Source organism: Flavobacteriaceae bacterium (assembly GCA_003443635.1).
Taxonomy (GTDB): Bacteria; Bacteroidota; Bacteroidia; order Flavobacteriales; family Flavobacteriaceae; genus AU392.
In genome coordinates this window covers 274516-294645 of record CP031964.1, presented here as the reverse complement: position 1 = coordinate 294645, position 20130 = coordinate 274516, and the positions used below count along the sequence as shown (strand labels likewise).

Here is a 20130-nt window from a genome sequence, read left to right as displayed (position 1 = left end):
GATGGCAGAAGTAAAACCAGCTGAGATATCAGCAATCTTAAAACAACAACTTGCAGGATTTGAAGCATCAGCTTCATTAGACGAAGTAGGAACAGTATTAACTGTAGGAGATGGTATTGTACGTGCTTATGGATTAGCTAATGCACAATATGGTGAATTAGTAGAATTCGAAGGAGGACTAGAAGGTATTGTACTTAATCTTGAAGAAGATAACGTAGGTATTGTATTATTAGGAGGTTCAAAAGGAGTAAAAGAAGGTTCTACAGTAAAACGTACATCTCGTATCGCTTCTATTAAAGTAGGAGAAGGTATTGTTGGTCGTGTAGTTGATACTTTAGGAAATCCTATTGACGGTAAGGGTCCTATCTCTGGAGAAACTTACGAAATGCCTTTAGAGCGTAAAGCTCCTGGAGTTATTTATCGTGAGCCAGTAACCGAACCATTACAAACTGGTATCAAATCTATCGATGCAATGATCCCTGTAGGTAGAGGGCAACGTGAATTGGTAATTGGTGACCGTCAAACTGGTAAAACAACAGTTTGTATAGATGCAATCTTAAATCAAAAAGAATTTTACGATGCAGGAAACCCTGTATACTGTATATATGTTGCTGTTGGACAAAAAGCTTCAACAGTAGCAAATATTGCTAAAACTTTAGAAGAAAAAGGAGCTTTAGCTTATACTACAATAGTAGCTGCAAATGCATCAGACCCTGCTGCAATGCAAGTTTATGCACCGATGACCGGAGCATCTATTGGAGAATATTTTAGAGATACTGGTAGACCAGCTTTAATTGTATTTGATGATTTATCAAAACAAGCAGTTGCTTATCGTGAAGTATCTTTATTATTACGTCGCCCACCAGGACGTGAAGCATACCCTGGAGATGTATTTTACTTACACTCTCGTTTATTAGAACGTTCTGCAAAAGTAATTAATAATGACGCTATTGCTAAAGAGATGAATGATTTACCAGAATCATTAAAGCCAATCGTAAAAGGAGGTGGATCTTTAACAGCATTACCAATTATTGAAACACAAGCAGGAGATGTATCTGCATATATCCCAACCAATGTGATCTCTATTACAGATGGACAGATTTTCTTAGATGGAGATTTATTTAATTCTGGTGTACGTCCAGCTATTAACGTAGGTATTTCTGTATCTCGTGTTGGAGGTAATGCACAGATTAAATCAATGAAAAAAGTATCTGGTACTTTAAAATTAGATCAAGCACAATTCCGTGAATTAGAAGCATTCGCGAAATTTGGTTCTGATTTAGATGCAGTTACTTTAAATGTAATTGAAAAAGGAAAGCGTAATGTTGAGATTTTAAAACAAGCTCAAAACGACCCGTTTACTGTAGAAGATCAAGTTGCAATTATTTATGCTGGATCTAAAAATTTATTAAAAGATGTTCCTGTAGATAAAATAAAGGAATTTGAAAGAGATTTTATCGAATTCTTAAATGCTAAGCACAGAGATGTTTTAGATACTTTAAAAGCAGGTAAATTAACTGATGAAGTTACAGATACATTATTAAATGTATGTAATGACCTTTCAGGAAAGTATAGAGCTTAATTATAAATTAATGTCACTCTGAGCATTGCCAAAACATAAAATATATTTTGTGTTGTAGGCACCAAGAAAATCTTGGCGAAGAGTCTTTTGAATAACATTCGAATACAATAAAAGAATGGCAAACTTAAAAGAAATACGTAACAGAATATCATCAGTATCTTCAACAATGCAGATTACCAGTGCTATGAAAATGGTATCTGCTGCAAAGTTAAAGAAAGCACAAGATGCTATTACGGCAATGCGTCCATACGCAGATAAGTTAACAGAACTTTTACAAAGCCTAAGTGCAACTTTAGATGCAGATACTGGAAGTAAATTTTCTACTCAGAGAGAAGTGAATAATGTGCTTATAGTTGCAATTACTTCTAACAGAGGTTTATGTGGAGCATTTAATTCTAACATCATTAAGCAAACTAATACTTTAATTAATGATGCCTATGCAGGAAAAAATACTTCTGTAATTGCGATAGGTAAAAAGGCTAATGATGCGTTTTCTAAATTCGATAAAATTATTGCAAATAAAAGTGAAGTATTTGATGATTTAACTTTTGAAAATGTTGCTGAAATTGCTCAAATGCTAATGGATAAATTTGTTGAAGGAGATTTTGATAAAATCGAAATCGTTTATAACAAATTTAAAAATGCTGCAACTCAAATTGTAATGACAGAACAGTTTTTACCAATTGTTCCTGTTGAAGATGCTTCAAATACAAATCTGGATTATATTTTTGAACCATCAAAAGTTGAAATTGTTGAGCAATTAATTCCTAAGTCATTAAAAACACAATTATATAAAGCTATTAGAGATTCTTTTGCTAGCGAACATGGCGCACGTATGACAGCAATGCATAAAGCAACAGATAATGCAACAGAATTAAGAGATCAACTTAAATTAACGTATAATAAAGCACGACAAGCAGCAATTACTAATGAAATTTTAGAGATTGTTGGTGGTGCAGAAGCGTTAAACAATTAGACGAAATCAAATTATTTAAATAATTAATTCTTGCTAATTATAGCAATCTCATAATAATATAAAGCCTTACTTTTTAGTAAGGCTTTTTTGTTTTTGTTAATCTAATGTAACATTTTTTTGATTTTGTATCTAAAGGGAAAATCAAATTAAAATGGATACAATGAAAACAATTAAAAAAACGCTTGTATTACTTATAATTCTTTTTAGCAATACAATAATTACACTTAATGCACAAGAAAAAGGATTTGAAGTTAGAGTTATTGGTAAAGGGGAACCTGTTTTATTATTCCCAGGATTTACTTGTACAGGAGACGTATGGAGCGAGGCAGTAAAAGAACTATCAAAAACAAATACATGCCACATTTTTACTTTTGCTGGATTTGGAGGTGTAAAACCAATAAAAAAACCATGGCTTCCAAAAATTAAAGAAAGTATAATAAACTACATTTCTGAAAAAAAATTAGAAAATGCTACTTTAATTGGCCATAGCCTGGGAGGAACTTTAGGTTTATGGCTCGCTATAAATAATAATGAATTTAAAAAAGTTATTGTAGTAGACGCTTTACCTTCGGCTGGAGCATTAATGATTCCTAATTTTAAAAGTGAAGATATGGTTTATGATAATCCGTATAATAAACAATTATTAGAAATGGATGCTGAAGGTTTTGAAAAAATGGCTACATTAATGTCTCAAGGAATGGCCTTAAATAAGGAAAAACATGCGCAAATAAAAGATTGGATATTAAAATCAGATAGAGAAACTTATGTATATGGTTATACAGATTTACTTAAGTTAGATTTAAGAACAGACATTTCAAAAATAAAAATACCTGTTACAATTTTAGCAGCCACTCATCCTTATGGAGAAGAAACTGTTAAAAAAACATACACAGAACAATATAAGAACTTAAAAGCATATACTATTAAATATGCAAAAGCATCTGCTCATTTTATTATGTATGATCAACCAAAATGGTTATTAAATATAATTAAAACTGAACTCGAATAATCTTATGGAAGATTTAGAATCCAATTTTGATAAAATATATAAGAATAATTATAATAAAGTAAATCGTTTATGTCTTGGTTATAGTAATGGAGATATAATGTTAGCTAAAGATCTAACTCAAGAAGTTTTTATTAAAGTATGGAAAAATTTAAGTTCATTTAGAGAAGAATCAAATGTATCAACTTGGATCTATAGAATTACGGTGAATACTTGTCTAATCTATCTTAGAAATGAGAAGGAGATAAACACTTCAAATAAAATAGATAATTTAAAAGCTATTGATGAATTTCCTCAAACAGAAGACAAATATTTAAAATTAAAACAACTTTACGAATGCATTAATAGTTTAAATAAAGACAATAAAGCTATTATTTTATTAGAATTAGAAGGAGTACCTCAAAAAGAAATATCAGAGGTTATGGGGCTTGGTCACGAAGCAATTAGAGTGAGAATCCATAGAATAAAAAATCAATTAACTAAATGCGTTAAAAAATGACAGCTTTTAAAGATTTAAAATCCCAATGGGATAGTCAACCAAAAATAGAAGTTCCAAAAAATGGACTTAAGCAAATTATTGAAAAAGTAGTTTTTGTAAAAAATAAGCAAAGAATTACCAATATTGTTTTGGGAACAACGATAGTCGTATTATGCATTTTCTTTTTTTACATTACTGCTTATAATAATACTTTAGTGAGTATAGCTTTATTGTTAATGATAGGTGCTTTAATAATAAGAATATGTGTAGAACGATTTAGTATTAAATTACTAAAACAACTTGATATAACTATAGATTCAACGATGTTTAGGCATAAAATGATTGATTACTATAAAAAACGAGTCAAAATACATTATATCTTAACACCTATATTAATCTTAATGTATATAATAGGCTTTATATTATTATTGCCTTTTTTTAAAGAAGCACTCTCAATAGGTTTTTATAATTACATTAAAATTTCAGGACTAATAATCTTAATAATTTTAAGTTTTTTTATTAGAAAGCAAATATTAAAGGAATTATTAGTATTAAAGGAATTGTACAACTAAATGTGTTTTAATAATGATTATATAAAGCCTTACTTTTTAGTAAGGCTTTTTTTTATGGAATAATTATTGTTTATTTATCTTTATAAACAAAAAACAAATACGATGAAGATAGTAAAGAATGGTTTAAAATATATTTTAATGGCAATAGTTATGGCTAGTTTTTCACAATGTTCAAGCGTAAAAGAATTACAAGCACAAGCACCAGTTAATTTAGGGGAAGTATATTGCCAAGATTGGGTAGCTGGTGTTGAAGGAGGAGGAGCTGGAACAAATATTTTTATTCCAACAACAGATACATCTATAAAGTTTGAAAAAGTTTACTTTAGAGGTAAAATGGCTAATTTGGAGATTAAAGATGGATTATATATAGGTCGTTTTAAAAGCAATGTTAACCAGCCTAAAGAAATTTCTTTAAATCAGGAATCAAATATAAAAACATCAAAATCTAAAGAAGAAAAAATTCCTTTTGCTTTAGAAGATAATCAATGTGTGGTAAGCTATAAGGACGGTAATAAAACTAAATATTTTAAAATTGATAATGTTATCCAAAGAGAAACAGAAGCATATCCTAGTGCCAAACCTCAAGGAGAAATAAAGATCAATAAAAATCTTTAATTAAGGTTTTAACGTATATAGACTAAACCTGTCATTTGAGCGCTCTTAAAACGTTATTTAAACAAACATTTATTTATGGTTTAGCCACGGTCTTACCTAGAATGCTCAGCTTTTTATTAGTGCCTTTATATACGACAGAAGGGGTTTTATCCTCAACAGAGGCGTATGGTGAAGTAACACTTGTATTTACATACTTCGTTATTTTTAATGTGATTATAGCTTATGGTATGGAAACTGCTTTTTTTCGTTTTTTTCATAAAGAAAAAGACAAAAACAAAGTCATAGGAACAGCTTCAATATCTTTGATTATAAGCTCTTTCAGCTTTTTTGCATTAGCATTATTTTTTCAAGAACAAATTGCAAGTTTTATTAATATCGATGTCAAATATATTCATCTGGTTATATGGATATTATTATTAGATGCATTGGTTATTATTCCGTTTGCGTGGTTACGTGCTGTAGAAAAACCTATGCGTTATGCCATTATAAAAATTGCTAATGTGGTAATTAATTTAGGATTAAATTTATTTTTCCTTTTAGCGTTAAAGCATTTGGCCAATGGCGATTCAATATTTAATAGTATTTACAAATCCAATTTTGAAATTAATTACATTTTTATAGCAAATCTTATTGCTAGTGGCATTACATTATTATTAATGCTTCCATTTTATATAAAGATTCAATTAAAGTTTGACAAGTTATTGTGGAAAAAAATGATGCGTTATGGCATTCCGGTATTAATTGCGGGAGTTGCATTTTCAATTAATGAAACGTTTGACCGTATATTATTAGACTATTTATTACCTAAGGATATTTCAAAAAATGAGATTGGTGTATATTCTGCCTGTTATAAGTTAGCACTATTTATGACATTGTTTGCTACAGCATATCGTTTGGGAATAGAACCTTATTTTTTTAGCCATTCGAAAAGTGAAAATCCTCAAAAAAATTATGCTCGTATTTTAGAATATTTTGTCATTTTTGGCTCTGTAATTCTTTTAGCTGTTGTCATTTTCGTAGATGTATTAAAGCCTATTATTATAAGAAGTGAAGCTTATTGGGAAGCCATGTGGGTTGTACCAATTATTTTAATAGCTAATTTCTGTTTAGGGATTTATCACAATTTATCTGTATGGTATAAAATTACAGACCGCACAAAATTTGGCGCTTATATTTCTGTATTTGGCGCGATTATTACATTGGCATTAAATTTTTGGCTTATTCCAATTATAAGCTATAGAGGGTCAGCAATAGCAACATTATCAGCGTATGGATGTATGATGATAGCATCCTATTATTTTGGCAAAAAGTATTACCCAATCCCATATAATCTTAAAAAAATAGGATTATACCTTATACTATCAATAGGGTTTTCAATAATATCCTTTTATAAATTTAGAGGGGATTACATTATAGGTATACCAATGTTAATTGTATTTTTGGGAATTATTTACAGCTTTGAAATTAAAGAATTAAAGCAAATACTTAGAAGTTAATTATGACCATAAAAATCATTAACAAGTCCAATCACAAATTACCTCATTACGAAACTGAAGCTTCAGCGGGAATGGACTTAAGAGCTTATATTAATGAATCTATTACATTACAGCCTTTAGAACGCACTATTGTAAAAACTGGTTTATTTATAGAATTACCAATTGGTTTTGAAGCACAAGTAAGGCCTCGTAGTGGTTTGGCAGCTAAAAAAGGAATTACTGTTTTAAATTCGCCAGGAACTATAGATGCCGATTATAGAGGAGAGATTGGTGTAATTCTTGTAAACTTATCTAATAAAACCTTTACAATTGAAAATGGAGAACGTATAGCACAGTTAATAATTGCTAAACATGAGCGAGCCGAATGGATTGAAGTTGATGAGCTTTCTGAAACATTTAGAGGAGAGGCTGGTTTTGGGAGTACAGGAACAAAATAAAATACGTTAAAAATAGTTTAAGAGAAATACATGCTATTTTTAAAAAGAGTAATTTAGTGAGTTGCCTATAATTTATGAAAATAAGACGATACATACTACTGGTTGTTTTTGGATTACTCTTAATACCACAAGCTAATTTTGCGCAAAACAACCCTTCTAAACTTCCTGTAAAAACTCCTGATGATGATTTAGGAGATTTTACAGACGAATACCAAGAATATTTTTTTGAAGCATTAAAGCAAAATGGAATTGAAAATTATGAGCGCTCTATAACAGCACTTTTAAAATGTATAGAGTTAAACGATTCAGAATCTGTAGTATATTTTCAATTAGCGAAAAACTACATCGCACTTAAAAATTTTGGAGATGCTGAAAAATCATTGAAGAAAGCAATTAATAAAGACCCACAAAACGAATGGTATTTAGATGAGTTATATGGTGTGTATTATCAATTAAACGATTATGATAATGCACTTAAAACTGTTAAGCAACTTGTAAAGTTTCATCCAGATTATAAAGAAGATTTGGCATCATTGTATATTAGAAATGAAAAATATAAGGAGGCTTTAGAGTTACTAAATGAGCTTGATAAGGCATTAGGTGTATCAGTATCTAGAGATGCTATGCGAAATGAAATTTACAACGCAACGGGTAATGATGATGATCGTATTTTAAATTTAGAAACACGTATCCGAAATAACCCTAGTAACGAATCAAATTATCTAAATTTAATATACAGATATAGTGAACAAGGTAATAAGAAAAAAGCTTATGAAACTGCTACACGTTTGCTTAAACAAAAACCGAACTCTCATTTAGTACACCTTGCTTTGTATAAATTTTATTTAGATGATAATAAAGCCACTGAGGCAATTAAATCTATGAAGATAGTACTTAGAAGTACTAAAGTTAAATCTGATACTAAAGCAAAGATTCTAAATGATTTTGTGAAATTTGTAGAAAAGAACCCTCAATATGAAAACGATTTATTAAGAGTTACTGCAAATGATGTTGATGATGAAACAGGAAAATCTTATGCAGAATTAGGAACATTTTATTTGCAAAAGGGTGATAAAGTTAAAGCACTAGAAAATTTTGAATTAGCACTTAAAAAAGATAATGTCAATTTTGGAATTATTAGAAATACTGCATTACTTCAAATAGATTTAGGGAAGTATAATGAAATATTACCTTTAGTTAAAGAAGCTATAGAAGCCTATCCATCTCAACCTATATTATATTTGTTAAATGGTGTAGCATTTAACCATTTGAATCGTCATAAAGATGCTATCACTGTTTTAGAAGAAGGTATAGATTATGTTATCGATAATATTAAAATGGAAAGCGATTTTTATAAACAACTAAGTATTGCTTATAAAAAAGATAATAATATAACTAAATCTAAAGCGTTTGCTAAAAAGGCAGAGCAATTACAAATTAAGCAATGACAAAGTTATTTAAAATAGGAACTCTAATACTCGTTTTACTAGTTACAAGCTGTAAATCGACTAAAACTGTAATTGCATCAGGAGAACTTAATAGTAAAATTTCTGCTAAAGAACTTATAAAAGAACATCAAAATACTAAGGCAAACTTTAAAACACTTCAATCTAGAGTAAAGATAGATTACCAAGAAGGAGAGAAATCTCAAGGAGTAACAGTAACACTTAGAATAGAGAGAAATAAAACAATATGGATTAGTGCCCCCCTTGGATTAGTAAGAGCAATGGCAACTCCAGATAAAGTACGTTTTTATGATAAAATAAACAATCAGTATTTTGATGGAGATTATCGTTTAATTAGTGAGTTATTAGGAACAGAAATAGATTTTTCTAAGCTTCAAAATCTCCTTTTAGGAGAAGCAATTTATAATTTAAATAACGATAAATATAATGCTTCAATTAATGACGAAGTTTATGTACTTGAGCCAAGAAAGCAACAAGAGTTATTTGAGTTGTTTATGCTATTTCATCCAAATCATTTTAAAGTAGCATCATTACAGATTTCACAGCCTCAAGAAAAACGTTTTCTAGAGGTAGATTATAAAGAATATCAAGATGTTGAAAAACAAAAATTCCCTGAGATTATTAAAATTATTGCTGTAGAGAATACGGATGAAGTTAATATTGATATGGAATTAAAATCAATAACTCTAAATCAAGAATTACGTTTCCCATTTCGCATCCCTTCTGGATTTGAAGAAATTGTGATTAAATGATAACTACTCGATTTGCATATAAAGTGAGTTTAATGTTTTTCGTAGTATTGTTCAGTTGTTTTTTACAAGCACAGAGCAGTAAACAAAGAGAGTTAGAATCTAGACGTCAAAATCTTCAACGAGAAATTCAACAATTTGCAACACTATTATCGCAAGGTAAAAAAGAAGAAAAATCAATAACTGTAAAAGTTGAAGATATTAATTACAAAGTAACTATTCTTCAAAATTTAATTAGTGTTACTAATCAGCAAGCAAATCTGTTAACCAGAGAAATTAATAACAATATTAAAACGATTTCTAAATTAAGAGATAAATTAAAGATATTAAAAGAAGATTATGCTAAAATGATTGTAAAATCATATAAAAGTAAATCAGAGCAAAGTAAAGTAATGTTTTTACTTTCTTCTACTAATTTCCAGCAAGCTTATAAGAGGTTACAGTACATTAAACAGTATGCGAATTATCAGAAAGAGCAAGGAGAACTCATAAGAAAAGAAACTTTAGAACTTCAAGAATTAAATAAAAACTTAGTAAAACAAAAAGAGAGCAAACAAAAACTTATTGAAGCAAATAGAGCTTCAAAAAGTAGATTAGATGAAGAATTAAAAGAACAGAAGCAACTTTTTGCATCAATAAGAAAAGATCTAAACAAGTATACTTCTCAAATAAGAACAAAGCGAAGAGAAGCTGATAGATTAGATAAAGAAATTGAAAAGATTATTAGAGATGCGATTGCAAGCTCTAATGCTAAAGCTGGTAAATCTTCATCTTCAAAAACGTTTGCATTAACATCAGAAGGAAGAGCATTAGCCGCAAATTTTATATCCAATAAAGGTAAATTACCCTGGCCAGTTGAACGAGGTGTAGTTAAAGTACGTTATGGTACACAAAAGTCACCTATTAATAAATCTGTCCCTATTAATAGTAATGGAGTTAGAATAGCAACAAATAAAAATGCAAAAGTACGTTCTGTATTTGAAGGAACTGTACAAAGTATTATTGTCCCTAAAAATGGAAATAATACAATATTAATTCGTCATGGAGATTTTTTTACTATTTATAAAAATTTGTCCAAAATATTTGTAAAAAAAGGAGATAAGGTTTTTACAAAGCAGCAAATAGGAGAAACTCTTACAAATAAAGCAGATGGAGAAACAATACTTGGTTTTTTAATTTGGAAAGATGGAAAATATCAAAATCCAGCTTATTGGATTGATAATATGTAAACTATTTAATATTTACATAAACATATCCATTTCTAGTTTTTCTATAATGCTTACCATTCCAAAAATAATAACGTTTTCCACGTACAACAACAATCTTACTGTGCTTAGGAGCTACTCGAATTATTTTAGTTTTAGGAGTAGCAACGATTACACGTTTTGCACAAGAAGTAAGCGATATTATAAAAGCAAATCCAATAAATATTAATAGCATTCTCATTTTCATAGTATTAAGGGGGTTTACTATAAGACTAGAATTTACTATAAAGGTTTAAAAGAATAAACTTTTAATTATTAAAGCTCATTAAAAAATAATGCTTTTAACTCAGTAGCATCACTAGGTTTCATTTTGCCTGCAAGTACTAAACTTAACTGTTTACGACGTAATGCACCATCAAAACGCACTTTTTCTTCTTCTGTTTCTGGTTGTAATTCAGGAATTTTTACAGGACGACCACTGCCATCTACTGCAACAAATGTATAAATTGCTTCATTGGCTTTTAAACATTCACCAGATTCACGATCTTCAATCCAAACATCCATATAAACTTCCATTGAGGTATTAAAAGCACGAGATACTTTTGCTTCAATAGTAACGACACTTCCTAAAGGTACTGAACGATTAAATGCAACATGATTTACAGAGGCAGTAACTACAATTCGTCTTGAATGACGCCTTGCAGCTATACTTGCTGCACGATCCATACGAGCTAATAACTCACCACCAAACAAATTATTTATAGGGTTAGTTTCACTAGGTAAAACTAAATCTGTCATAATACTTTTTGAATCTTTTGGATACTTTACTTCCATTATATTGTTAGATTAATAATGAAATACAAAGGTAAGTTGCTTTTAAAAATTTATAACAATAAAAAGAAAAGTTTACTTAAGTTTTTTAACTAGTAACCAAGCATCTCGATCATATTTTTGGCGAATATTGTAGAGTGCACGCTGTGCTTCTACTCTAGTGTCGTAACTAGAATAGACAACTTGATGTAGCCCGTACCTGTTTTTCCCAATTTTTCGAGCACTATATCCTAAATCTTGTAATTCCTGAAGTTTTTTATCACAATTTTCTTCAATACGAAAAGCCCCAGCCACTAAATGAAAATTACCACTTTGCTTAGTCACATTTAAAGTTACAGAAGGGAGTGGGTTATCAATAATAAAGGTCGCTTTTTGTACTCTATTTTCAATTTGAGTATTGGCTTCTTGTTGTGCTAATTGGTTATGTTGTTCAATCTGACTAACATAATAATTTGAAGCAACTAACCCTCCAAGAGCGATAAAAGTAATAGCAATAGCAGCGTATTTTAAATAAGGCTTAGAGCGACGTTTTTCAGGAGTGATTGCAATAGGAATTACTTTTTCTAGCGTTTCAACTTCTTCTTTTAAAGATTCTCGAATTATACTAGGTGATACAAATTGAGAAAGTCCAAAAGCATCAGTTAAATAATTTAAATTGTAAGAAGGATTAAAAATGAGTTTCTCTTCGTTACTTAATACTAACTCTCCAATATTATCAAACGATAACGTTTCTCCTTGTGCTAAATAAGACTTTAAAGATTTTACTTTAGATGTAATCTTTTTTGTAGCAATTTCATATGGTATTTTTTCAATCTCAGCAATATAATTTGCTAAGAGACCATCGTTACTCTTTAATTGCTCATTAAATGACAAAGTCTTTTTTGGAGGATAAAACGTATTGTTGTTTTCTTCAATTTTTGCCGAAATGGATTGTGTTAAAAATGCCCCAAAATCTGGAACAATTACACATTCGTATCGATATAATAAGTCGCTGATGTAATTTTCTAACTGCATTAAAACAAAGTTAAAAAAAAGAATACCTAAAAAAAAAAGAACTTTGTTTAGTTATTAACAGGTCTTTTTTTAGTTTCTTGTAAGTTGTAAATCAGAAGAATAAAATGACAGAAAAAGAACTACTTCACATTTTAGCACTTCAAAAAGCTTCTAAAATTGGTGATATTACTGCTAAAAAGCTGATTCATCATTGTGGTTCTGCTGAAGCAGTTTTAAATGAGAAACCAAATAACTTACTTAAGATTGATGGTATTGGTAGTATAATGATGAAAGATATTTTCAATAAATACAATTTATTTGCTGCCGAAACCGAATTAAAATTCATTTATGACAATAATATAAAATATAATTATTTTTTAGAAAACACATACCCAGAACGCTTAAAGCATTGTATAGATGGACCAATCTTATTATTTCAATCTGGAACAATTAATCTAAATAATAAACGGATAATAAGTATAGTTGGTACACGTAAAATAACTTCTCATGGCATAGCTGTTTGTGAACAAATTATTGAACGTTTATCAATTTACAATCCTATTATTGTTTCAGGATTTGCTTATGGTACAGATATTACTGCACAGAAAGCTGCATTAAAAAACAACCTTCAAACTATTGGTTGTTTAGCACACGGTCTAAATCAAATTTACCCTAAAATTCACAAAAAATATGTCGCAGATATTGAAAGACACGGTGGGTTTTTTACTGATTTTTGGAGTACAGATGATTTTAACAGAAATAATTTCTTAAAGAGAAATCGTATTATAGCAGGATTAAGTGAAGCTACTATTGTGATTGAATCTGCAGAAAAAGGAGGTAGCTTAGTTACTGCCGAAATTGCAAACTCATACAATCGTGAGATATTTGCAATCCCAGGACGAATAACAGATTCACAAAGTGTAGGCTGTAATAATTTAATTAAACATCAGAAAGCACATGTGTTATCTCAAGCAGAAGACATACCGTATATTTTAAATTGGCAATTAGAGCCTGAAAAGAAACCAATTCAACAACAGCTATTTATAGAGTTAACTACTGAAGAAAAAGTAATTTATAATACTTTGAAAGAAAGTGGGAAACTATTATTGGATGTTATTGCATTAAAAAGTGATATGCCAACATTTAAAATCGCTTCTATTTTATTAACAATGGAACTTAAAGGCGTTGTTAGACCTTTGCCAGGAAAACAATTTGAGGTTATTTAGTTTTTATTTTTCTAGCTAATACCCTACTTTTTCTCTAACTCGTTTTAAAACCGTATTAGCGACTAATTTTGCTTTTTCTGCACCTAAATTTAATGCATCGTCCACTTCGTTAAGATGTTCCATATAGTAATTGTAACGCTCTCGCTCAACAGAAAATTTATCAATTAGCAATTCATATAAAGCTTGTTTGGCATGCCCATATCCATAATTACCATTTTCGTAATTAGCTTTCATTACCTCTATTTGAGAATCATTTGCAATGAGTTTATAAATAGCAAAACAATTACATGTAGACCAATCTTTAGCATCTTCTAAAGGTGTACTATCGGTTTCGATACTCATAATTTGTTTTCGTAATTTTTTATCAGGTAAAAATAAATTGATAATATTATTTTTACTTTTACTCATTTTAGACCCATCTCTACCCGGAACGTACATGGTGTCTTTTTGTAAATCGGCTTCAGGAATTACAAAAGTTTCACCTAGTTGTGCATGAAATCGTGTAGCTACATTGCGAGTCATTTCAATATGTTGTGACTGATCTTTTCCTACCGGGATAATTTCAGCATCATATAATAAAATATCTGCTGCCATTAACATGGGATAAGTGAATAAACCAGAATTTACATCTTCTAATCGATCAGCTTTATCCTTAAAACTGTGAGCTAATGTTAAACGTTGGTATGGAAAAAAACAACTTAAATACCAAGATAACTCTGTTACTTGTGGCACATCACTTTGACGATAAAATACAGTCTTAGAAATATCTAACCCAAATGCTAACCATGTTGCCGCAGTAGAATAAGTGTTTTCTCGAAGTGTTTTTGCATCTTTAATTTGGGTTAATGAATGCATATCTGCAATAAATAAAAACGAATCATTTTTAGGGTCGTTGCTCATTTGAATAGCAGGAATAATCGCTCCTAAAATGTTTCCTAAATGCGGAACTCCTGTACTTTGTATTCCAGTTAAAATTCTAGCCATACTTGTTTCCTGTTTTTACAGATATTGTATTATTGATTAAATTAAGTGGCAAAGGTAATTGTTTTGTTAAAATAGCTCAATTAATTTAAGTAGTTTTGAAAACATATGTTTCTAATAAAACGTCTTTTTTGGAGTTTTTACAGAATTTGGTTTTACATTCTAGTAACTCTACCAATAATAATTTTATTTCCCTTGTTATTTATTTCAATACTAAGAGAAAAATGGTATTCATTTTTTTTTAAACTAGCAAGATTCTGGGCAAAATTTATTTTGATAGGAATGGGGTTTCGTTGGAAAATTAGAAGGCTTCAAACTCTAGAAAAGGGGAAGAGCTATATGTTTATTGCCAATCATACCTCAATGATAGATATTATGCTAATGCTTATTTGTGTAAAGGATAATCCATTTGTATTTGTAGGCAAAAAAGAGTTAGCTAAAATACCACTATTTGGATTTTTTTATAAACGTACTTGCATTTTGGTAGACAGAAGTAACCCTGAAAGCCGAAAAGCTGTGTTTTTAAGGGCTAGGAAACGATTAGAATCTGGATTGAGTATTTGTATTTTCCCAGAAGCAGGAATACCACATGAGTCTATCCTCTTAGATGAATTTAAAGATGGAGCTTTTAGATTAGCTATAAACCATCAAATACCTATAGTGCCACTAACGTTTTTAGATAATAAAAAACGTTTTTCTTATATTTTTTTTAGCGGTTGCCCAGGTAAAATGAGAGCTATTATTCATCCTCCTATAAATACAAAAGGATTAGAAATAGAAGATACCTCTAGAGTTAATAAAGTTTCTAGAAATATACTCTTAACTACTTTAAGAGAAAATATAAAGCAATAGCATTCTTAATAAAAACAATTTAATCACTAATTCTCTTTACGCTCGATCTCAACCTGAATAGGGTAAGGAATTTCAATACCAGCTTTATCTAATTCTATTTTGCAGTTTTCAACAGTTTTAAAATAAACATCCCAATAGTGTTCTGGTGTTGCCCAAGGTCTTACTTTATAATTTACAGAACTATCAGCAAGCTCTCCCATATTTACTGTAGGCGCAGGATCCTTCAATACTTTATCTTGAGAAAGCATTGCATTCATTAAAGCTGTTTTAGTTTCCATGATATCCGCATCGTAAGATACTCCAATAGTTAAATCAATACGTAACTGTCCTAATTGAGTATAATTAATAATGGTACCATTAGATAAAGCACCATTAGGCACAATAATTTCTTTATTATCTGGAGAAGCCAGTTTTGTTGTGAAAATTTGAATTTCATTTACAACCCCTAATACACCTTGTGCTTCTATTAGATCACCTACTTTAAAAGGCTTAAATAACATAATAAGCACACCTCCTGCAAAATTTGATAATGACCCTTGAAGTGCTAGGCCTATAGCTAAACCTGCAGCTGCTAATATTGCAGCAAATGAAGCTGTGTTAATACCTAATTGACCTAAAATGGCAATTATAAGCAAGATTAATAATGTGGTTTTTACCAAATTAGATAGAAACTTTTCAAGAGTTTCATCCATATTTTTATTCTTTTGAATAACCTTTTTAAAAGCATTCATTATTTTTTTAATAACCCATTTACCAATAATCCATATGACAATGGCCATAATAACTTTTACCCCATATTCTGACCCTTTTACTATTGCAAGGTCAATCCATTTTTGATAGTCTTCCATCTGTAATTGTTTTTATCAAATTTAAAATTATTTATGAAATTAATATATCAAATATTTGAAGTTAATTTAACATAACAAAAACGCTGCTCATTTGGGAGAGCAGCGTTTCGCAATTATTGCTTACTAAAGGCAATAATTAATCTAACTAACTAAAAATTAAAAATAAAACCAGAATATAGGCCTATAAAATATGGCTGAAAATCTCCAGTAGTATTAGTAAACGTGTTTAATTGATATTTAAAAGTAGGCTCTATGTTAAAATTAAAAGATTTTGAAAACTTATAATTTACACCCAAACCAAAATTGGCACTATAACTTGTGCTGTTAATATTTGTAGCTTCTCCAATTAAAGTGTTCTGACCATTTATAGTTGAAAACACTTCATTTTCATTTAAAAATAAAGCACTAAAGCCACCAATAAAACTTACCCCAAACTTTTTATCTAGAACAGCATATTCTATTTCTAATGGAACTTCTATAAATCCAAATTTTTGATCTATAGAAGTATTATTTTGTAATAATCCATTTGGAGAAATAAAGGCACGTATATCATTGGCATCAACTACTGATGTGTTTTGAGAAGCACTATTAAGATCAACATTTCTTAAAAAACTAATATTAGTAGTTCTGCTACTTAAGAAGTTTGTAGCTGAAGATGTAGTTGGAGTATTAAAAGATAGTACATCATTTGTACTGAACCCTAAAGATACTTTATTAATACCTGTACGTACACTTAATCGTTTGCCAACAGCGTATCTTGCACTAATACCATAGCTAAAATTGATATCACTAGTTTTAGAATTGTCATTAAATTGACTTCCTATAGAGGATCCACTACTGCCTAATGTATTAAAGTATACGGGAGCTATATTAGGCTTAATGCTCCATTTATCTATATTGGTAATATTTTCACTTTCTTTTTCTAAAGACTCTTTTATATTTTTTGCAATTGTAATTTCATCAATAAGAGATAATTTTTCACTTTCTTTTGCCTCTTGAAAAGTATTTGCGTTTTTTTCTTTTAATATATCATTATTATGGATTGCAACTTTATTTTCATTAAAAGGTATAACTAGTGATGAATCTAAAAAAATAGTACTTGCTGAGTTTGTAACTAACTGTTTAACTTTATTTAAACTATCTAACGTATAAATTTGAGATTCAGAAATTTTAGAATTTGAAACAGAGTTTTTAGCAATTGAAAAATTATTAATTGCCTTTGATACTTCCTCTTTTGAAGTCTTAAGAGTAGTTGTTACCTTATTATCATTTTTATTGTTAATGGGTAGAGCATCTGGAGAATTATTATTTTCAGTACTTTTTGAATTAGACTCAAGAGGATTATTTTCTTCAGAATTAGTATTAACAAGAGGATTATTTTCTAAATTAGAATTAGGGTCGTTATTAAAAATAAAACGCCCAGCCGTGATTAATAATACTAAAGAAGCAGCTACACCTGCAACCCTTAGCCAAATAGGAAGTACTCTCCTTCTTTTTTTCTTAGGATGTAATTCGTTAGCAATATTATCCCAAACAGCCTTATTTGGGTGTGCTTCAAAATCTTTAAACCCTTCTTGAAAGAGTCTATCTATGTTTTTTTTGTCAGTCATTTATAACAATTGCGAGTTTGTAGTCGCTATATAATTGTCTACTTTATCTTTTAAAATTAGTCGTGCTCTAGAAAGATTAGACTTTGATGTACCTAATGATATATTAAGCATTTCAGCAATCTCTTTATGAGAATAACCATCTAAAGCATAAAGATTAAATACTAAGCGATACCTATCGGGTAACTCTTGTATAATATTGAGTAAAAAATCAAGGCTTATAATGTCGTCTTCTACATTTATAGTAACCTCTTCTTCAATGCGATCTTCATTAACAATGTCTAAAACACCTTCATTTCTATAGCGTTGTAGAGCAGTATTAATTGTTATTCGTTTAAGCCAACCTTCAAAAGAACCTTTGTTTTTGTATTGCGATATTTTTTTCAAAATAGTCACAAAAGCATCTTGCAGATTATCTTCAGCTTCTGCACGATTTCGTGAATACTTTAAACAAAGTGCAAATAACTTACTCGAAAAGAGCTTGTATAAATCACTCTGCGCATTAGTATCATTTTTTTTACATTTTTGTATGAGCTGATCTAAACTCAATTAATTTATGTGATTAATTAAACATTTATCAGTTATTATTTCAAAAACTGAACTTTAAAACAATTACCATCATATTTCTTGCCAAAAACAAAAAAGCAATCTTAATTATGTACTATAAATTTACTTTTTGGGGCATTAATCACTACCTTTTAGATGAAAAGAGATGTAAAAGGTTGCGTAAAAGAGCAAAAAAATCTCGAAGTAATTCGAGATTTTATAATTTATTTTTCAGCAATAATTGCTTTAATTTTTTCCTCAAGTTCATCCATTAACTCTGGATTATCCTTTATAATCGCTTTCACAGCATCTCTACCTTGACCTAGTTTGGTGTCTTGATAACTAAACCAAGAACCACTTTTTTTAATTACTTCATGATCTACAGCAATGTCTAATATTTCTCCAACTTTAGAAACACCTTCTCCATACATAATATCAAATTCAGTTAATTTAAATGGAGGAGCAACTTTATTTTTTACAACTTTTACACGTGTTTTATTTCCTAAAACATCACCATTACTGTTTTTTATTTGAGTAGAACGGCGTATGTCTAGACGTACAGATGCATAAAACTTTAAAGCATTACCACCTGTTGTTGTTTCTGGATTTCCAAACATAACTCCAATTTTTTCACGAAGTTGATTAATGAAAATCATTGTGCAATTTGTCTTGCTAATTGAAGCTGTTAACTTACGTAGGGCTTGAGACATTAAACGTGCATGTAATCCCATTTTAGAATCTCCCATTTCACCTTCAATTTCACTTTTAGGCGTTAAAGCAGCAACAGAGTCTATTACAACAATATCTATAGCTCCAGAACGAACTAAATTATCGGCGATTTCTAAAGCTTGTTCGCCATGATCAGGTTGAGAAATAATTAAGTTATCAATATCTACACCTAATTTTTCAGCATAAAAGCGGTCAAAAGCATGTTCGGCATCAATAAAAGCAGCAATGCCTCCTGCTTTTTGAGCTTCAGCGATAGCATGTAATGTTAAAGTAGTTTTTCCTGAAGATTCAGGCCCATAAATTTCAATAACTCGACCTCTCGGGTAACCATTTACTCCTAAAGCAATATCTAAACCTAATGATCCAGATGGAATGGCTTCTATATCTTCTACAGCAGCATCACTCATTTTCATTACAGTACCTTTACCGTAAGCCTTATCTAATTTATCTAATGTAAGCTTTAATGCTTTTAATTTTGCGTCTTTTTCACTACTCATTACTACAATATTTTTCAGTTCTAATTGTTGCTAAAATAACATAACTTTTAGCGTCATACAATTTTAACACGCAACCTTTTTCAACATTTTACATCTATAATATAAAAGTGGGAAAATATCTGCTTATAAAAAGAAAATAGATACAATCGTTGACTATATTAGATTATTCTATTTTCTAGTAGCCTCTCTATAAAGTTCCCAAAAACCATTATATAATAATATATGAGATTTTTTAGAAAAACCTTGTTTGCAAATACAAACGGCTCAAAAAACGCCATTTCTGTAAATGCAAATTGTAAAGCAGACGGAGGATAACTCGTAATACATATTTAATTTGTTAGAAAAGTTTAAAAACAATGTATAACGAGTTAGTCTAAGAAAAGCGCTTTGTAAAAACAAAGCGCTTTTTTTGCGCTATAGTTAAAAAATGTACATTTG

Annotated in this window: 21 protein-coding genes; 13 read left to right on the top strand and 8 right to left on the bottom strand. The window is 29.8% G+C overall.

The features are described from left to right. The first annotated feature begins 1 nt into the window (after position 1). From D1817_01290 to D1817_01240, 11 genes are all read left to right on the top strand, one after another. Positions 2 to 1582, top strand: a complete 1581-nt coding sequence (locus tag D1817_01290) for a F0F1 ATP synthase subunit alpha (GenBank protein AXT18546.1) — start codon at positions 2 to 4, stop codon at positions 1580 to 1582. A gap of 115 nt (positions 1583 to 1697) precedes the next feature. Next, positions 1698 to 2558: an ATP synthase F1 subunit gamma gene (atpG, locus tag D1817_01285; GenBank protein AXT18545.1), complete on the top strand. Its 861-nt coding sequence runs from the start codon at positions 1698 to 1700 to the stop codon at positions 2556 to 2558. A 160-nt stretch (positions 2559 to 2718) separates the two neighbouring features. After that, positions 2719 to 3567: an alpha/beta hydrolase gene (locus D1817_01280; protein ID AXT21198.1), complete on the top strand. Its 849-nt coding sequence runs from the start codon at positions 2719 to 2721 to the stop codon at positions 3565 to 3567. 4 nt (positions 3568 to 3571) lie between these two features. Continuing rightward, positions 3572 to 4063 carry an RNA polymerase sigma factor gene (locus D1817_01275; protein AXT18544.1) on the top strand — a complete coding sequence of 164 codons (492 nt, stop codon included), beginning with the start codon at positions 3572 to 3574 and terminating at the stop codon, positions 4061 to 4063. Further along, positions 4060 to 4614 (top strand): hypothetical protein, encoded by a 555-nt coding sequence (locus tag D1817_01270; protein ID AXT18543.1) that lies wholly within the window; start codon positions 4060 to 4062, stop codon positions 4612 to 4614. Before D1817_01275 ends, D1817_01270 begins: the two co-directional genes overlap by 4 nt. Positions 4615 to 4716: 102 nt before the next feature. Then, positions 4717 to 5229 (top strand): hypothetical protein, encoded by a 513-nt coding sequence (locus D1817_01265; protein AXT18542.1) that lies wholly within the window; start codon positions 4717 to 4719, stop codon positions 5227 to 5229. A 35-nt stretch (positions 5230 to 5264) separates the two neighbouring features. After that, positions 5265 to 6725, top strand: a complete 1461-nt coding sequence (locus D1817_01260; protein AXT18541.1) for a polysaccharide biosynthesis protein — start codon at positions 5265 to 5267, stop codon at positions 6723 to 6725. 2 nt (positions 6726 to 6727) lie between these two features. Next, positions 6728 to 7162, top strand: a complete 435-nt coding sequence (locus tag D1817_01255) for a dUTP diphosphatase (GenBank protein ID AXT18540.1) — start codon at positions 6728 to 6730, stop codon at positions 7160 to 7162. 74 nt (positions 7163 to 7236) lie between these two features. Beyond that, positions 7237 to 8610 carry a hypothetical protein gene (locus D1817_01250; GenBank protein ID AXT18539.1) on the top strand — a complete coding sequence of 458 codons (1374 nt, stop codon included), beginning with the start codon at positions 7237 to 7239 and terminating at the stop codon, positions 8608 to 8610. After that, a complete protein-coding gene (locus tag D1817_01245) occupies positions 8607 to 9380 on the top strand; it encodes a DUF4292 domain-containing protein (protein ID AXT18538.1) in 774 nt (257 codons plus the stop codon). The genes D1817_01250 and D1817_01245 overlap by 4 nt, the downstream gene beginning before the upstream one ends. Beyond that, complete coding sequence (locus D1817_01240) at positions 9377 to 10606, top strand: peptidase M23 (protein AXT18537.1); 1230 nt, start codon at positions 9377 to 9379, stop codon at positions 10604 to 10606. Before D1817_01245 ends, D1817_01240 begins: the two co-directional genes overlap by 4 nt. A gap of 1 nt (position 10607) precedes the next feature. Here the strand turns inward: D1817_01240 and D1817_01235 are convergent, their stop codons facing one another. The 3 genes from D1817_01235 to D1817_01225 all read right to left on the bottom strand — a co-directional run bounded on the left by D1817_01235 (position 10608) and on the right by D1817_01225 (position 12427). Further along, positions 10608 to 10787 carry a hypothetical protein gene (locus D1817_01235; GenBank protein AXT21197.1) on the bottom strand — a complete coding sequence of 60 codons (180 nt, stop codon included), beginning with the start codon at positions 10785 to 10787 and terminating at the stop codon, positions 10608 to 10610. 110 nt (positions 10788 to 10897) lie between these two features. Further along, a complete protein-coding gene (locus D1817_01230) occupies positions 10898 to 11416 on the bottom strand; it encodes an acyl-CoA thioesterase (protein AXT18536.1) in 519 nt (172 codons plus the stop codon). A 72-nt stretch (positions 11417 to 11488) separates the two neighbouring features. Then, positions 11489 to 12427 carry an SPOR domain-containing protein gene (locus D1817_01225; protein ID AXT18535.1) on the bottom strand — a complete coding sequence of 313 codons (939 nt, stop codon included), beginning with the start codon at positions 12425 to 12427 and terminating at the stop codon, positions 11489 to 11491. A 104-nt stretch (positions 12428 to 12531) separates the two neighbouring features. Here D1817_01225 and dprA point away from each other — a divergent pair, with 104 nt between their 5' ends. Further along, complete coding sequence (gene dprA, locus D1817_01220) at positions 12532 to 13632, top strand: DNA-protecting protein DprA (protein ID AXT18534.1); 1101 nt, start codon at positions 12532 to 12534, stop codon at positions 13630 to 13632. A gap of 15 nt (positions 13633 to 13647) precedes the next feature. Here the strand turns inward: dprA and trpS are convergent, their stop codons facing one another. Beyond that, positions 13648 to 14616, bottom strand: a complete 969-nt coding sequence (trpS, locus tag D1817_01215; GenBank protein AXT18533.1) for a tryptophan--tRNA ligase — start codon at positions 14614 to 14616, stop codon at positions 13648 to 13650. Positions 14617 to 14721: 105 nt separating this feature from the next. On the opposite strand from trpS, the gene D1817_01210 reads away from it, so the two are divergent. Continuing rightward, positions 14722 to 15465: a 1-acyl-sn-glycerol-3-phosphate acyltransferase gene (locus tag D1817_01210; protein AXT18532.1), complete on the top strand. Its 744-nt coding sequence runs from the start codon at positions 14722 to 14724 to the stop codon at positions 15463 to 15465. Between the two features lie 26 nt (positions 15466 to 15491). On the opposite strand, the gene D1817_01205 is transcribed toward D1817_01210, so the two are convergent. The 4 genes from D1817_01205 to recA form a co-directional block, all read right to left on the bottom strand. Then, the gene (locus D1817_01205) at positions 15492 to 16313 is read right to left on the bottom strand and encodes a mechanosensitive ion channel family protein (GenBank protein AXT18531.1); all 822 of its coding nucleotides are present in this window, start codon (positions 16311 to 16313) and stop codon (positions 15492 to 15494) included. Positions 16314 to 16462: 149 nt separating this feature from the next. Continuing rightward, positions 16463 to 17923: a hypothetical protein gene (locus tag D1817_01200; GenBank protein AXT18530.1), complete on the bottom strand. Its 1461-nt coding sequence runs from the start codon at positions 17921 to 17923 to the stop codon at positions 16463 to 16465. Continuing rightward, positions 17924 to 18469 carry an RNA polymerase sigma factor gene (locus tag D1817_01195; GenBank protein AXT18529.1) on the bottom strand — a complete coding sequence of 182 codons (546 nt, stop codon included), beginning with the start codon at positions 18467 to 18469 and terminating at the stop codon, positions 17924 to 17926. Between the two features lie 221 nt (positions 18470 to 18690). Continuing rightward, complete coding sequence (recA, locus tag D1817_01190) at positions 18691 to 19692, bottom strand: recombinase RecA (protein AXT18528.1); 1002 nt, start codon at positions 19690 to 19692, stop codon at positions 18691 to 18693. Positions 19693 to 20130: the final 438 nt, after the last annotated feature.